The sequence below is a fragment of the Rothia nasimurium genome (assembly GCF_049068285.1).
Classification (GTDB): domain Bacteria; phylum Actinomycetota; class Actinomycetes; order Actinomycetales; family Micrococcaceae; genus Rothia; species Rothia nasimurium_I.
The window spans coordinates 51,966-67,090 of sequence record NZ_JBLKPV010000010.1; the positions used below are offsets into that span (position 1 = coordinate 51,966).

Annotated in this window: 9 protein-coding genes; 5 read left to right on the forward strand and 4 right to left on the reverse strand. The window is 63.0% G+C overall.

Features of this window, described 5'->3' with window-relative positions:
• Positions 1–57: 57 nt before the first annotated feature.
• Positions 58–3,882, forward strand: a complete 3,825-nt coding sequence (locus ACMXX3_RS09445; RefSeq protein ID WP_421084458.1) for an SNF2-related protein — start codon at positions 58–60, stop codon at positions 3,880–3,882.
• A gap of 3 nt (positions 3,883–3,885) precedes the next feature.
• Positions 3,886–5,202, forward strand: coding sequence for an MFS transporter (locus ACMXX3_RS09450; RefSeq protein WP_421084459.1), 1,317 nt, complete (start codon positions 3,886–3,888; stop codon positions 5,200–5,202).
• Between the two features lie 62 nt (positions 5,203–5,264).
• Here the strand turns inward: ACMXX3_RS09450 and ACMXX3_RS09455 are convergent, their stop codons facing one another.
• The 3 genes from ACMXX3_RS09455 to ACMXX3_RS09465 form a co-directional block, all read right to left on the reverse strand.
• On the reverse strand, positions 5,265–6,098 hold the full coding sequence (locus ACMXX3_RS09455; RefSeq protein ID WP_421084460.1) for an aldo/keto reductase: 834 nt from the start codon (positions 6,096–6,098) through the stop codon (positions 5,265–5,267).
• A 53-nt stretch (positions 6,099–6,151) separates the two neighbouring features.
• Complete coding sequence (locus ACMXX3_RS09460; RefSeq protein ID WP_421084461.1) at positions 6,152–7,027, reverse strand: aldo/keto reductase; 876 nt, start codon at positions 7,025–7,027, stop codon at positions 6,152–6,154.
• Between the two features lie 110 nt (positions 7,028–7,137).
• Entirely contained in the window at positions 7,138–9,504 is a 2,367-nt protein-coding gene (locus tag ACMXX3_RS09465) for a Tex family protein (protein WP_421084462.1), read from the reverse strand.
• A 200-nt stretch (positions 9,505–9,704) separates the two neighbouring features.
• Between ACMXX3_RS09465 and ACMXX3_RS09470 the strand changes: the two genes are divergently transcribed.
• The 3 genes from ACMXX3_RS09470 to ACMXX3_RS09480 all read left to right on the forward strand — a co-directional run bounded on the left by ACMXX3_RS09470 (position 9,705) and on the right by ACMXX3_RS09480 (position 13,369).
• Positions 9,705–11,156 carry a hypothetical protein gene (locus ACMXX3_RS09470; protein ID WP_421084463.1) on the forward strand — a complete coding sequence of 484 codons (1,452 nt, stop codon included), beginning with the start codon at positions 9,705–9,707 and terminating at the stop codon, positions 11,154–11,156.
• Positions 11,149–12,000 (forward strand): HNH endonuclease family protein, encoded by an 852-nt coding sequence (locus ACMXX3_RS09475; RefSeq protein ID WP_421084464.1) that lies wholly within the window; start codon positions 11,149–11,151, stop codon positions 11,998–12,000. The genes ACMXX3_RS09470 and ACMXX3_RS09475 overlap by 8 nt, the downstream gene beginning before the upstream one ends.
• 100 nt (positions 12,001–12,100) lie before the next feature.
• Positions 12,101–13,369 carry an MFS transporter gene (locus ACMXX3_RS09480; RefSeq protein WP_421084465.1) on the forward strand — a complete coding sequence of 423 codons (1,269 nt, stop codon included), beginning with the start codon at positions 12,101–12,103 and terminating at the stop codon, positions 13,367–13,369.
• Positions 13,370–13,456: 87 nt separating this feature from the next.
• Here the strand turns inward: ACMXX3_RS09480 and ACMXX3_RS09485 are convergent, their stop codons facing one another.
• Positions 13,457–14,953 carry an amino acid permease gene (locus ACMXX3_RS09485; RefSeq protein WP_421084466.1) on the reverse strand — a complete coding sequence of 499 codons (1,497 nt, stop codon included), beginning with the start codon at positions 14,951–14,953 and terminating at the stop codon, positions 13,457–13,459.
• Between the last annotated feature and the right edge of the window lie 172 nt (positions 14,954–15,125).

The window sequence follows — 15,125 nt, forward strand, 5'->3', positions numbered from 1 at the left end:
TCTCTGCTCTGCGATACGCTAGAAGACTAGGCTAAGAGCGTGAAGTGAGGTTTCGAGGTGTCTGCTTTCCCTGAGATTCCGGTAACGGCTCCTGCAATTATTCGGCAGGTGGGTTCCGGTGCTTATACCCGTGGGCAGCGGTATATGCGCGAGGGCAAGGTGGTGCGGTACACCTACGATGACCCCCAGCGTACTCTGGTTGGTCAGGTCGCCGGTTCGGGGGCTTCCCCCTACCAGACCCGGATTGTTTTCCCAGCTGAGGTGGCTGCAGGTTCCTTTGCTTTTTCCTCAACCTGCAGCTGCCCGGTTCTGCATAACTGTAAGCACGCAGTGGCTCTAATGCTGACGGCTATTGACCGGTCAGCCAAGGCAAAGCGGGCCATTACGGCCTCCTCCCGCACCTGGGCGTCCGGGCAGGCACCTTCCGCAGAAGCAGCACCGCAGCCACCTGCCAAGCCCTCGCTCATGGAGAGCTTAAGTCAGGAAGAGCAGCAGGAGTTCTTGGACTGGGCTAACTCTATGGGCCTTCAGGCTGCAACTGACCTGCTCAAACAGCGCTATGGTGACCGTATGCAGCAGGACGACGCTCAGGCGGCCCCGCCTGCCCCCGACAGTTCCCTGCCCGCCTGGCGCCGGTCCTTAGCCCACTCTTTGGCGGCCCGGCCGGGGTATGACAACCGGAATCACGGGGCCTCAGGAGCCCTCGATGTGCGACTGGTGGTTCCCGGTAAGTTCGGTTGGACCAAGAACGCCGGGGCTCCCCGGGTATCGCTTGAAGCCCGGCCCGTCATGATGGGGGCCAGGGGCAAATGGATTAAGGGGGGACTGAGCTGGGAGAAGTTCTCAGGTTCCTCTACCGGGTTCTCTAGCACCGGCCTGCTGGCTGAACACGCAGCCTGGTTCAAGGAGCTGTACGCGGTGATCCGCGGTTCCCAGTCCATCTATTCGTCGCACCGGGATTGGGCCTCCCTCTCCACTGTTGAGTCCTCCCTGCTGTGGCAGCTCCTTCGGGCCACAGACGATATTGGCCTTCCCATCCTGTTAGAGGGTAAGGAGGCGGGGCTGGTCATTGCAGACCCGGCCCGGATTGAACTTGCCCTCACCCCCGTCCCTGAGCGGGGCTCGTCCTCCGACGCCCTGGCCCTCACCCCCCTCCTGCGCTGGGGCTCTTACACGATTCCCGCCAACTACACCCACAAGCTGGGCTCAACCCGTCAGGGGTACATAGCCCTTGCCGGCCCAGCCCAGGAAACCTATGTGCGGGCGGCTGCTGACGCCCGCTGGGAAACAGCCCTACCCTCTGCCCTGGCCCACTGTGAAGAAAGCGAAGTCCCCCAGGACGCCCCGGCCCCCCTCCCCCAGGACCAGGAGGGCAGCGGGCTAGATAGCGGGGCTGAAACGTCCTGTGAAAAACCGGCCTGGCTAGGGCCCGAAGCCCACCTAGTCCTCATTCCAGCCCACGGGCCCGTCGACCCGGTGGCTGAATCCCTCATCACCAGCGACCCGGTCACCATCCCGGCTGCCGACGTCCCGGCCTTCTTCTCAGACTTCTACCCGGCCCTCACCCGCGCTGTAACCGTATCAACCACCAGCCCCACCCTGGCACTACCGGCCGTCCGGGTGCCCACCCTGGTGCTCTCTGTGCACTTTGACGAACCCGGCCCACCTTTTGAAGCCCGCACAAGCTGGCACTGGGAATACCCCACCGACCCCACCGGCGATTCCGACGACTACATCACCCTCGACGCCCTGGGCTACCCCGGGGAAGACCGGGCCGACGTGCGCGATACCGCCCACGAGTACCGCGTCCTCAAAGAGGTCAAAAAAATCCGCCCCGGAGTGCCCTTCACCCGCCACACCACAGAGAACTGGGCCACCCGCACCCTCCTTGAAACCTACGCCCCCGCCTACCGGGCCATCGAGGGTGTGCGCGTTGACCTCAAGGGATCGGTCCCTGAGTTCCGGGAGCTCGACGAAGCCCCCGAGATTGTCGTAACCGTTGATGACACCCGCCGCCGGGACTGGTTCGGCCTAGGTGTTGCTATCAAGGCCGGGGACTGGCATGTGGCCTTCTCCGAAGTTGTTGCGGCCCTGGCCAAGGGCCAAACCCACCTGCTGCTCGGTAACGGCCGGTACTTTGCCCTCGACCGGCCCGAGTTTATGAAATTACAAGAGCTGCTGCGCGAAGCCGCCCAGCTCACCGACAAGACCGGCCCGCTCGAAATCAACCGCCACCAGGTGGGCCTCTGGGAAGAACTCGAAGAGCTAGCCGCCGAAACCCAGACCGTGGCCGCCTGGGATGAGCAAGTCTCTGCCCTGCTCAACCTCGATGACCGCTCCCCCGCCGACGTGCCCGCCACCCTGCAGGCAACCCTGCGCCCCTACCAGGTAGAGGGCTACCAGTGGCTGGCCTTCCTCTGGGAACACGGCCTGGGCGGGGTGCTGGCCGATGACATGGGCCTGGGTAAAACCCTGCAAACCATCGCCCTCTTCCTGCACGCCCAACAGAAAAAGCAGGACGCCGCCAGCCCGCTGGGTGCCGCCCACCAGCCCGGCACACCAGAAGGCGGGGCGGACGCGTCCTCCCCCTTCCTGGTGGTCGCCCCCACCTCGGTGGTGCCCAACTGGGTACGGGAAATCAAGCGTTTTGCCCCCTCCCTCACCGTGGTGGGGGTGGAAGAATCGGTGCGAAAGTCGAAGCAGCGACTGGCCGATACCGTCGCCGGAGCCGACGTGGTGGTGACCAGCTACGCCCTCTTCCGGCTCGATGAAGAACACTACTTTGAGCTGGGCACCCGGCAGCCCTTTGAGGGACTGGTGCTCGATGAGGCCCAGTTCGTCAAAAACGCCAAAACCAAGGCCCACCAGGCCGCCCGCGACCTGCCAGCCCGGGTCAAGATTGCGGTCACCGGCACCCCCATGGAAAACAACCTCATGGAATTATGGTCCATGTTCTCTATCGCTGCCCCGGGGCTCTTCCCCTCGGCCCGCGCCTTTAAGGACGTCTACGCCACCCCCATTGAATCAGGGGAAGAAACCAAGGCCCTGGGCAGGCTGCGCCGCCGGATCCGTCCGCTGATGAAGCGCCGCACCAAGGACCTGGTGGCCGCCGACCTGCCCGAGAAGACCGATATGCGCATCGACGTGCCTCTGGCCCCGGCCCACCGCAAGGCCTACGACACCCACCTGCAGCGCGAGCGCCAGAAAATCCTGGGCCTACTGGAGGATATCGACAAGAACCGTTTCACCATCTTCCAGTCCCTGACCACCCTGCGCCGTCTGGCCCTGGACGCCACCCTCATTGACTCTGAGCGCTACGCCGGGGTGGAGTCATCCAAACTGGACTACCTGGAAGAAAACCTGCCCGAGATTATCCATGACGGGCACCGGGCACTGATTTTCAGCCAGTTCACCGGCTACCTGCAGAAGGTGGCTGAGCGGCTCTCCCGCATGGGTATCCCCTTCCTCTACCTGGACGGGGCCACCCGCAACCGCGGGGAGCTCCTTGAAAAGTTTGAGGCGGGCACCGTCCCTGTCTTCCTGATTTCCCTGAAGGCCGGTGGCTTCGGTCTGAACCTGACCAGCGCCGACTACTGCTTCATCATGGACCCCTGGTGGAACCCGGCTGCCGAACAGCAGGCCGTTGACCGGGTGCACCGTATCGGGCAGACCAAGAGCGTCATGGTCTACCGCCTGGTATCGGCGGGCACTATCGAAGAGAAGGTCATGGAACTCAAGGAGTCCAAGGCTGCCCTCTTTGATGCTGTGGTCGATGAAGGGTCCTTCTTTGCCTCCCAGCTCACCGCCGCCCAAATCCGTGACCTGCTAGCGTCCCCCGCCCCTGAGGAGGGCACCGCCCTGGCAGACAAGAAAGGAGAGTAAACCGTGGGTAAGATTCTCATGGACTTCACCCCCCTCACCTACTCCCCCGACTTCAGGCGTATCTGGCTGGGCGGGCTCTTTTCCACCATAGGTTTTGCGATCACCTCGGTGGCGATCGCCCTAGAGATTTATGCCCTGACAGGCTCCTCCGGGGCAGTGGGTATGGTGGGTCTGGTCTCGGTGGTACCGCTGATCATCGGTGGCCTCTACGGCGGTGTGATTGCCGACCGCTACGACCGACGCAAGGTCGCCTTAGCTGCAACCCTGGGTATGTGGGGCGTTACCGTACTCATTGCCCTGCACGCCTGGCTCAATATCCACAGCGTAGCGGTGCTCTATGCCCTCATTGCCGCCGAGTCCCTGCTCCAGCCCATCAACCAGTCCGCCCGCGGGGCCATTATCCCCCGCCTCATCAAACCGCGCCTGCTCCCTGCCGCCAACACCCTCATGATGTCGGTCGGAACCCTGGGCATGAGCGCAGGCCCCCTCCTGGGTGGCCTCTTGGTGGCCTCGGTGGGCTACCAGCTCACCTACTCCATCAACGTCTTTGCCATGACCGTCGGTATCTGGGCCCTCTACCGGCTACCGGCCATGCTCCCGGAGCAGGGTGGGGCGGCGCGTCCGTCCGTTCTCACCTCAATCCGTGAGGGGCTAGGCTTTGTGCGCCGCAATACGGTGGTGGGTATGACCTTCGTGGTGGACCTTCTCGGTATGTTCTTCGCCCAGGCCCGCCCCCTCATTCCAGCCCTCGCCGCCCTCACCTTCGGCGGCGGTGAGGCCGGTGCTGGGCTGCTGCTAGCCGCTGGGCCGGTCGGTGCCCTGCTGGGGGTTTCTTTCTCTGGCTTCTTGAAGGACGTCCGCCGCCAGGGCCGCTTCCTCACCCTCAGCTATACGGGCTGGGGGCTGGGCTTTATCGCCTTCGGCCTGGTGGCCTGGGCTTATGAGGGGCGTATCCCCAGCGCCTCGCTGACCGAGAACCTGCTGCCCCTGGGTCTGGCCTTTGCGGCCCTGGCCTTTATGGGCTGGGCGGACGCCCTGGGGTCGGTCTACCGCTCCACCATTATTCAGGTGGCGACCCCCGATGCCCTGCGCGGACGCCTGCAGGGGCTCTTCATTATCACGGTAGCGGGCGGCCCCAACCTGGGTATGGCCTTTGTGGGCGGGGCTGCCGAGCTGGTGGGCTCTCCCCTAGCCGCTGTAGCCGGTGGAACCCTGGTCATGGTCACTATTGCCCTAGCTACGCTGGCAGCCCCTGCCCTCTGGCGGTATGTGCCCGAGCCCATTCCAGAGACGCGGCAGCAGCCCGTCGTTGATTCTTAAAACACAGCAGGCTCACGGTCAGCGTGAGCCTGCTGCTGTGTTAGCCGTCTATCGGTCTTCTCTTAGAAGTCGATATCAGCAGGGTCGGGGCCGATACGGCCCTCAGCTGATGAGAGCGCGTCAATCTGTGAGACCTCGTCGCCGGTCAGGGCAAGGTCCAGGGACTGGAAGTTAGAGACGATACGCTCGGGGGTCACAGACTTGGGGATAGCCACGATGCCGTGGGCCCGGTGCCAGGCCAGCACCACCTGGGCGGGGGTGGCGCCGTGGGCTTCTGCAATCTTGCCGATGACGGGATTCTCCAGCAGGTCAGAGCGGTTGCCCAGGGGGCTCCAGGCTTCAGTGACGATACCCAGCTCCGCGTGGACCTCACGCAGGTTCTCCTGGGCGAAGTAGGGGTGCAGCTCAATCTGGTGAATAGCGGGCACAACACCGGTTTCAGCAACGATTTCGCGCAGCTGTTCCTCGGGGAAGTTAGAAACACCAATGGACTTGGCCTTGCCCTGCTTCTGCAACTCAATGAGAGCCTTCCAGGTATCGACATAGCGGCCCTGGGCAGGCTTAGCCCAGTGGATGAGGAGCAGGTCAACGTAGTCGGTGCCCAGGCGCTCCAGGGAGGCATTAGCCGCTGCAATGGCCTCGTCATAGCCCTGCTCGTCATTCCAGACCTTGGTGGTGAGGAAGACGTCCTCGCGGGCGACGCCGGAGGCAGCAATAGCCTTGCCGGTGCCCTCTTCGTTGCCGTAAATCTTGGCGGTATCGATGTGGCGGTAGCCAGCCTCAAGGGCCAGGCCCACAACCTTTTCTGCAACCTCGTTTTCTACCTGCCAGACGCCGTAGCCCAGCTGGGGAATGCTGTTGCCGTCGTTGAAGGTGAGGCGGGGTGACTCAGTCATATCTTGTCCTTTCGCGTATGCACGGTCACACCCCACTCTAGTCCTCCCGGCTCCTAGCCCCTAGCCTGTTCGGTAGGGGTGAACGTAGGCCGGTCGCTATATTCAGGTGCGCCCAGGTCCCCTTCGGCGGGGTCGCCGCCGAGTCGGTGGCCACGGTCAAGGGCTTCGATAGCAGCAATCTCATCCGGTGTCAGTTCCAGCCCCTGCACCGCCAGGTTGGAGGCCATACGGGCCGGGGTTTCGGTCTTAGGGATCACGACGTTACCCACCGCCAAGTGCCAGGCCAGCACGAGCTCGGCGACCCCGATACCCCGGTTATCTGCCAGTTCCTTCAGAACGGGGTCGGTAAGCACCAGCCCGTTGCCCAAGGGGCTCCAGGCCTCGGTCAGGACGCCGCGGGCTAAGTTCTCTGCCCGCATGCGGGTTTGGGTCAGGTAGGGGTGCAGTTCAATCTGGTTGACCACCGGAGTGACACCGGTATCGCTGATGATCTGGTCAAGCTGGGTGTCGGTGAAGTTAGAGACACCGATAGAGCGAACCAGCCCGCGCTCGCGCAGTTCAACCAGGGCTTCCCAGGAGGCCCGGTAGCGGCCTAGGGCTGGCTGGGCCCAATGGATGAGGTAGAGGTCCAGGTAGTCAAGACCCAGTAGTTCAAGGGAGCGTTCTGCCGCTTCAATAGCGGTGTCATAGCCCTGGTCGGTGTTCCAGAGCTTGGTGGTGATGAAGAGGTCGGTGCGGGCCACACCGGATTCTGCTACCGCCTGCCCCACCCCGGCTTCGTTCTTATAGATGGTGGCGGTGTCAATATGACGGTAGCCGGTCTCCAGGGCGGTAGCCACTGCGGCGGCGGTAGCCTCGGGGGCAATCCGGCAGGTGCCAAAACCCAGCTGGGGTATGGCGCGGCCATCGTTCATGGTCAGAGAGTTCATGGGGGAATCCTTTGCTGGGGTGATGCAGGGGCGGCGCGGTGGCAGCCAGCTGGCTCGGGGCTGACGTTCAGGGTGCTGGTCACCGGCGCGTCCTACCCCTGCCGTGCTTCCTAGCGGCGCCGGCGTCCGCTTGTTTTACGCCCGCGAGGTTCTGGCTCGTCCAGGAGCAGGGAGAGGGAAATCCGTTTGCGGGCAGGATCAGCTTCAACCACACGCACCTGCACAATATCGCCAGATTTGACGATGGTGTGGGGGTCAGAGACGAAGTCGCGGCTCATCTGCGAGACATGAATCAGGCCGTCCTGGTGGACGCCGATGTCGACGAAGGCACCAAAGGCGGCGACGTTGGAGACGGTTCCTTCCAGGATCATGCCGGGGGCCAGATCGCTGATTGTCTCAATACCCTCTTCAAAGCGGGCGGTGCGGAAGGTGGGGCGGGGGTCGCGACCGGGGGCCCCAAGCTCGGCAATGATGTCGGTAACGGTGGGCAGGCCGTGTTCCTCGGTCACAAAGTCAGCCGGGGTCAGGGCTTCCAGGGCAGAAGCCTCCACCCGTCCGTCCTTAAAACCGCCAGCGGCAGCAACGATGGCCCGGGCAAGCTCGTAGGATTCGGGGTGGACGCCCGAGGCGTCCAGCGGCTCGGAGCCACCGGTGATACGGACGAAGCCGGCAGCCTGCTCGTAGGCCTTGGGCCCCAGGCGGGGCACCTTGAGCAGGTCGGCGCGGCGGGTGAAGGGGCCGTGTTCGGTGCGGTAGGTGACGATATTATCGGCCACCGTGCGGTTGAAACCGGCGACCCGGGCCAGCAGGGCCGGGGAGGCAGAATTAACAAGCACACCAACGGCGTTGACGCAGTCTTCAACAACCCCGTCCAAGGCGCGGGTGAGGGCAGCTGGTGAAACATCGTGCTGGTACTGGCCAACCCCAATGGACTGGGGGTCAATTTTGACCAGCTCGGCCAGGGGGTCCTGGAGGCGGCGGGCAATCGAAACAGCCCCGCGCAGGGTCACATCCAGGCCGGGCAGTTCGGCAGAGGCCAGCTCTGAGGCCGAATAGACCGAGGCCCCGGCTTCAGAGACAACGACCTTCTGCACCCCGCGTATCCCCCGGGCAGCCAGGCGCTTCAGCAAATCCCCGGCTAGTTTGTCGGTTTCCCGGCTGGCGGTGCCATTGCCGATAGCAATCAGTTCAATCCCGTGGCTGGCCACCAGCTCTTCTAAGGTGGCGAGGGAAGCCTCCCACTGGTTGCGCGGGGCGTGGGGGTAAATGGCGGTGGTGGCCAGAACCTGGCCGGTTGCCCCAATGACGGCGACCTTCACCCCGGTGCGCAGACCCGGGTCAAGGCCAAGGGTGGGGCGGGAACCTGCCGGGGCTGCCAGCAGCACATCGCGCAGGTTGGAGGCAAAGACGGTGATAGCGTCCTGCTCTGCCTGCTCGAAAAGGACGGTGCGGGTTTCGGCTGCCAACCGGGGCAGCAGGCGCTGCCGCCAGGCCGTCCGTACTGTTTTGGCCAGCCAGCCAACCACCATGCTCTCATCCGACACCATGTTCAGCACCTGGGCCCCAATTCCCAGGGCTTCAGCAACAGTGCGTTCATACCAGCTGCGTTCGCGCTCGTACTCTTCAGCCAGGATCTCAGCCGCTTCGCGGGCAGCCCCTGTGAGGCCGGTTTTCGGCGGGGGGAGCACGTCCACATCGAGGGTGACCTTGACGGCCCCTTCTTTTTCAGCGCGGAGTAAGGCAAGGACGCGGTGGGAGGGAATCCGGCGGATTTCCTCATTGAATTCGAAGTAGTCGCTAAATTTGGAGCCGGTATCTTCCTGGCCGGGAATCAGGCGGGAGGTAATCATGCCGCGCTTGTGCAGGCGGGCCCGCAGAGTCTCAGCCAGGGTGGGGTCAGTCATGGCCTGCTCAATGAGAATAGCCCTGGCCCCGTCCAGGGCATTTTCTACCGAGGAGACGGTGGCCTCAACGGTGCCGGGATCAGCGTCAGCGAGCGCAGGTTCAACGTAGGCGTCGGCTATCTCGGCGGTGGGGGCAAAAGGCACTTCAAGCAGGTCTTCCACCAGGGAGTCGAGCCCGGCCTCCCGGGCGAGAAAAGCCAGGGTCTTGCGTTTTGTCTTGTGGGGGGCATAGAGGGCTTCGAGCTCGTTTTTGGTGGGGGCTGTTGCGAGGGCGGCGGCTAGCTCGTCGGTGAGCAGGGCTCTTTCGTGCAGGGTGGTGAGGATGGCGGCGCGGCGGTCTTCCAGGTCGCGCAGGTAGCGTAGGCGTTCAGCTAGAGTGCGTAGCTGGGTGTCGGCCAGGCCGCCGGTGGCTTCTTTGCGGTAGCGGGCGATGAAGGGCACGGTGGCGCCCTCGTCGAGCAGGCGGACGGCGGCAGCTACCCGGTGGGTGCTCACGGCAAGTTCAGAGGCGATGCGCTCTTCGATCGGGGGAAGGCCCTGGGCCTGGTGTTCTGCGGAACCTGCGTTTGTCATTCTCTTAGTTTCTCATTAATAACCGGGCCGGTGGGTGGGGCTCAGGGCAAGGTCGGAGCCCGGTTGAAAGGTGCTCCACAGAATCCTGGGACGTAACAGTTTTACCCTTTTGTGGTGTGCTGTCTTCCCAAGTCATAAGATAGAGTGCGTGAACCACGGGGGTTGTGGCCCCCAACCCCAATGTCATCAGGAGTTTTAGCATGCAGGCCCATCAGGACAGAGATTTTGCTGAGTTTTGTGAAAACTATGATGCCTTCTTCACCGATCTCGTATCGATGGGTTGGACAGCTTCTGAGGCCTATAGCCGGGTGGTTGCGGTTTTTCCCTCCATTGACCGGGAGCTTCTTGAGCGGGCCCTGTATTCAGACCGTTGGGTTTTTGAGGGGCAGCAGGCCCAGACCCACAGCAATGTCTTGATGGCGTCGGCGATTTGGTATGCCATTGCTGTCTCCTATGATTTTGAGCCTAACTATGAATATGCCGCGGTGCGCCTGGACCCCACCATCGTTCAGGATTTGCCCCGGATGCTGGAGTCTTTTTCGGTTGCCCCTGAAACGATTGCCACGATTTTGGGACGCATTGGTGGGGCCTTGGAGTACATGGCAGATCACCCCTACACCCAGTTGGAGGAGCACGCGTATGACGAGTTCCTTGAGAACCTTCCGGCTGAGGTGGCCCATTTGTCCCGGGGGGATTTTTCCTGGCCCCCCTCCCGGGCCCTGATCGAGGACCGCTTAGGTGAGCGCTCCTGGGCGAGGGCCCTGCTCAAGGTGGGGGTTTGCCCGCCGGACGCCGAAGAGCTGGGTATTTCCCTGACGGCAAGTGATCTGAGTGAGCGGACCTTCCGCAATACCCTGGGCGAGTTTTTGAGTTTCTGTATCCGCTATGACCGCAAGCCGACCGTCCTGCTCTACGGCCACTGGGCTGAAGATCCAACCCGCAGCGGCCGGGTACCCCACCTGGGGGCCGTCCGTGCCAAGTACGGTTCCTGGCATAAGGCCCTGGGGATTGGCCGGCAGCTTATTAACGACGCCCTGGTCCTGGGGGGCAATTCCTCCCTGCCTGCCCGCCAGGTGCCCTCGGCAGCCAGCGACCCCACTGAACCGCTCAATATTGAAGACATTAAGGCCCAGGGGATCGGGGTGGTCCAGCCCAAGACCCTCAGTGAGGCTGAGAAGCAGGCCCGGGCCTGGGAGCAGCTCACCGGCGTCATGGAACAGCGCTTAGAAGAACTGCCCTGGAGCCTCTCTCTGCGCCTGTACTATATCTCCCCCGATGTGGTTGCTACCGGCGACTACACCAACTACGTCAGCATTCTGCGCTCCCCGGCTGGCTACTTCTGTGAGCTCTCCTCCCCCGAGGAGTTTGACGCTATCACCGTCGAGGTCGATGCCGACTACCTGACCAGCCAGGGGTGGGCCCCGCCCACGGCTACCGGCCGCTGGGCCCATAACTTCTTCTCGGTGGCAGAGGCTGCTACCGGCATCATCTCAGCCATGCGCTACGGTATGGGGGCTAACCAGCCCGACTACTTCCAGTCTGATGATCCTGCGGGCTCAGCTGCTATCAGTGCCGCCCACCCCTCGACCGGGTCCGTCCCCATGGTTCCGGTCACGGGTCAGGGCTATGTAGCAATCGACGATTTTGAGTAAGCTCAAGCCCTCCCGCCGCCGCTCCCGTACCCTTGAGGTGCCCGAGGTAAGTGACCGGCAGATTCGTGCCGGGGTGCGCTGGTGGGGTGCCCTCGGCAAGACCCTCCGCCGGGCCCTCACCGTCCTGCTTCTTGTGGTGCTTCTCTGCGCTTCCCTCTTCTGGCTGGGTAAACACCAGTGGAATCCCCGCCTGGCCTGGGAGGCTATCTGGGATGTCGGCCAGCCCGTCAGCACCGGCTTTGCCCACAGCGGGGTAGAAACCTACTCCACCGCCACCGCCGTCCTAGACTCTTTGACCGTAGCTGACCGCAGCAGCCAGGCCCCCTATGCCCGCGCCGCCTTTGGCGAGCCCTGGGCGGATATCGACGGCAACGGGTGCGACCAGCGCAATGACGTCCTGGCCCGCGACCTAACCGATATCGAGCGGGACTCCCGCTGCCGCGTCCTCACCGGCACCCTGCTTGACCCCTACTCAGCCGAAACCATCGACTTTACCCGCGGCCCCGACACCAGTGAGGCAGTTCCGGTAGACCACGTTGTTGCCCTCTCTAACGCCTGGGGATCTGGCGCCTGGGCCTGGGGGGATGCCCAACGCGCCCTGATCGCCAACGACCCCCTCAACCTGCAGGCAGCCGGCTACCTAGCTAACACCGAGAAATCCGACAAGGACGCCGCCGCCTGGCTCCCCCAGCCCGGCTACCGGTGCGAGTACGTCGCCCGGCAAATCTCCGTCAAGGACGCCTACCATCTCACCGTCACCCAGGCCGAGAAACGGGCCATGCAGGGCGTTTTAGGAACCTGCCCCGACCAGCCCGCCTACCGGTCCAGCTTCGCAGGTGAATAGGGCAGAAAAGCGGTTGCACCGGGTTATTCTGCACAAGAAGCTCCTCCCAGGCTCGCTAGGGTGGTAGCAGATACCCCAGGCAGACCCGAAGGAGCGGCAGGTGAGCGAAACGTTCGAAGGTTACCGGCCCGGTAGCCGCGAATACCGGCGGCTACTCATTGCTATGTTTGCCGCCGGGGTTGCCACCTTCGCCCAGCTCTACTCCCCGCAACCGCTGATTCCGGAAATCGCCCGTGACCTGCAGATTTCTCCTGATGCCGCCGCCCTTACCATGTCCTGCGCCACCGCCGGGCTGGCTCTCTGCACCCTGCTCTGGGCGGCTGTAGCCGACCGGTTCGGTAGGGTCCGCACCATGATGGCCGCCATCTGCGGGGCAACCGCCCTGGGCCTGACGACCCCCTGGATTGATAGCTACCCCCTCATGCTTGCCCTGCGCACCCTCGAAGGGGCCTTCCTCGGCGGCGTAGCTGGCCTGGCGGTGGCGGTCATTGTCTCTGAAGCCCACCTCTCCGCCCGGGCCGCAGCAGCCGGCCTCTACATCTCAGGCACCAGTATCGGCGGGCTCTCTGGCCGCATTATCGCCGGGCCCCTCTCAGAAGTCGTGCCCTGGCGCATGGCCATGCTTGCAGTCTCCGTCGTCGGCCTGGTTGCTGCCCTCATCTTCTTCCTGCTCATTCCGCCCTCCCACGACCGGCCGTCCTCCCGCCCCCACCAGCTTCTGAAAGAAGGCCAGCCCCAAGATTCAGAACCGCCCACCCCTACCGTCCAGAAGGTAGCGGGCCTCTTCCGCACCCTCCCCATTCTGGCCCTCTGGTTTGGCGGATTTGCCCTCATGGGGTCCTTAGTGAGCGTCTACAACTACATCGGATTCAAGCTACAGGCACCGCCCTATTCCCTCTCGCAGTTGCTCCTGTCCCTCATTTTCTTGATGTACCTCTTTGGCACTTTCTCCTCCAGCTTCGGGGCCTCCCTGGCCCACAAGCGGGGGCTCAAGGGGGTCTTCATCGGCTCCTGCCTCACCATGGCAGCCGGTGCCCTGCTCACCCTAGCCTCCCCCCTGCCCCTCATTGTGGTTGGGCTGATTATCTTCACCACCGGCTTCTTTTCCGCCCACGCTATCGCCTCAGGCTGGGCCGGAGCCATCGGCGGCAACGCCAAAACCCAGGCCACCGCCCTCTACAACTCCTTCTACTATGCAGGCTCAGCCCTGGTCGGCTGGGGCACCGGCGTCATCTACACCTGGGCCGGCTGGCCCGGAACAGCCCTCACCTGCGTCGGCCTGCTCCTGGCCTCTGCCCTCTTCTCTGCCCTCGCCCTTCCCGGACGTCCTCCAGCTGCAACTAACCCGGCCGGGGTAGGGGCGTCCTAAACCCAGCCAATCAGTCCCAAAACGCCACAGCCCGCCACCGGAAAACCGGCAGCGGGCTATGCACGGCCTGATAACAGGCTGGGCTTTTTACTTGTTCTGGGACTTATCAGCTGCCCGGGCCGCCAGAGTCTGGCCCCGGTTGGAGCGGTGGACCAGCCACCAGCCGATACCCAGCAGGGCATACCAGACGGGCATAGCGATTAGGGCCTGGCGGGTGTCTTCATACATAAAGAGCAAGATAATCACACCGACGAAGAAGGCCAGCACCGCATAGCAGGTCACGATACCGCCGGGCAGCTTGTAGGCCGATGCCTCGTGCAATTCAGGCCGGTCTTTGCGGTACTTGAGGTAGGAGATGATAATCAGCGACCAGGTCACGATAGTCAGGACGGAGGCCACCGTGGTCACCAGGGTAAAGGCCGTCATCAGGGAGTCGCCCGAGTAGAGCAGGATCAGGGAGGAGAGCAGCAGGACGGTCGTGAGGAAGAGGCCGTTGCGGGGCACCCCGCTCTTGGAGAGCTTGCCAAAGATCGCCGGGGCGCTACCGTTCTGGGCCAGGCCGTAAATCATGCGGGAGGTAGAGAAGATACCGGAGTTAGCTGAAGAGGCTGCACTTGTAATCACCACAAAGTTGATGAGGTGGGCGGCAAAGCCCAAACCAGCTAGGGTAAACATCTCAACAAAGGGGGACTTCTCAGGGTCGATGGTGCGCCAGGGGGTGACCATCAGAATGACGGAGAGGGTCAGCACATAGAAGATGATGATTCGCACCGGTACCGCGTTAATGGCACGGGGCAGGGTTGTGGTGGGATCCTTGGTTTCTGCCGCGGTGGTGCCGATGAGCTCAGCCCCCAGGAAGGCGAAGATACCGATCTGGAAGGCGGCGAAGAAGCCGCTTGCCCCCATGGGGAAGAAGCCCCCGTCGTTCCAAAGATTAGCGACGGACGCCTGGGCCCCGCTCGGGGAGGTAAAGCCGGTCACCACCATAATCAGGCCGACAATAATAAGCAGCACAATGGCCACGATCTTGATGAGGGCGAACCAGAATTCAATCTCACCGAAGTTCTTGACGCTGGGCAGGTTCAGGGCCAGCAGAAGACCGATGAGGGTCAGGGCAGGAATCCAGGAGGGCACATCGGGCCACCAGAAGTGGACGTAGGCGGTGATCGCAATGATGTCAGCTACGCCAATGACCACCCAGGTGAACCAGTAGGACCAGCCCATCAAGAAGCCGGCGGACGGGCCGAGCAGGTCGGTGATGAAGTCGTTGAAGGTCTTGTACTTGAGATTGGAGAGCAGGAGCTCCCCCATGGCGCGAAGCACCAGGAAAATCACGGACCCAATGATGGCGTAGACCAGGAGCAGGGAAGGGCCTGCCAGTGAGATGGTCTTGCCTGAGCCCATGAACAGGCCGGTTCCAATCGCACCGCCAATGGCAATGAGCTGGATGTGGCGGTTAGAAAGGCCGCGTTGGAGGCCTTGACTCTCAGGTGTGTGCTCGGCTGTTGCCACGAGCTTCCCCCTTTGTGGTTTTGTGGTGCCCCGGTCTTTCCCCGGGACGTTCACTGCGCTGGTGCAGCGCATAAGGCCGGGGTAGCCGGGCCTGAATTCATCGTTAAAGTTCAGGTCAAGTGTAAGCCCCTCAGCGGGTGAATGGGTAACTGCCCCCTTTACCCACCCACCTTACTATCTGCCCGGCGTGCCACCACCAACCCCGGCCCCGTCCCCGGTAAAATCTTTACAAGTAAACAATTTT

Excerpts from the sequence above, each read along its gene's own strand:
- ACMXX3_RS09455 (WP_421084460.1), bottom strand. The coding sequence starts at position 6,098 with ATGACTGAGTCACCCCGCCTCACCTTCAACGACGGCAACAGCATTCCC.
- ACMXX3_RS09460 (WP_421084461.1), bottom strand. The coding sequence starts at position 7,027 with ATGAACTCTCTGACCATGAACGATGGCCGCGCCATACCCCAGCTGGGT.
- ACMXX3_RS09465 (WP_421084462.1), bottom strand. The coding sequence starts at position 9,504 with ATGACAAACGCAGGTTCCGCAGAACACCAGGCCCAGGGCCTTCCCCCG.
- ACMXX3_RS09470 (WP_421084463.1), top strand. The coding sequence starts at position 9,705 with ATGCAGGCCCATCAGGACAGAGATTTTGCTGAGTTTTGTGAAAACTAT.
- ACMXX3_RS09485 (WP_421084466.1), bottom strand. The coding sequence starts at position 14,953 with ATGCGCTGCACCAGCGCAGTGAACGTCCCGGGGAAAGACCGGGGCACC.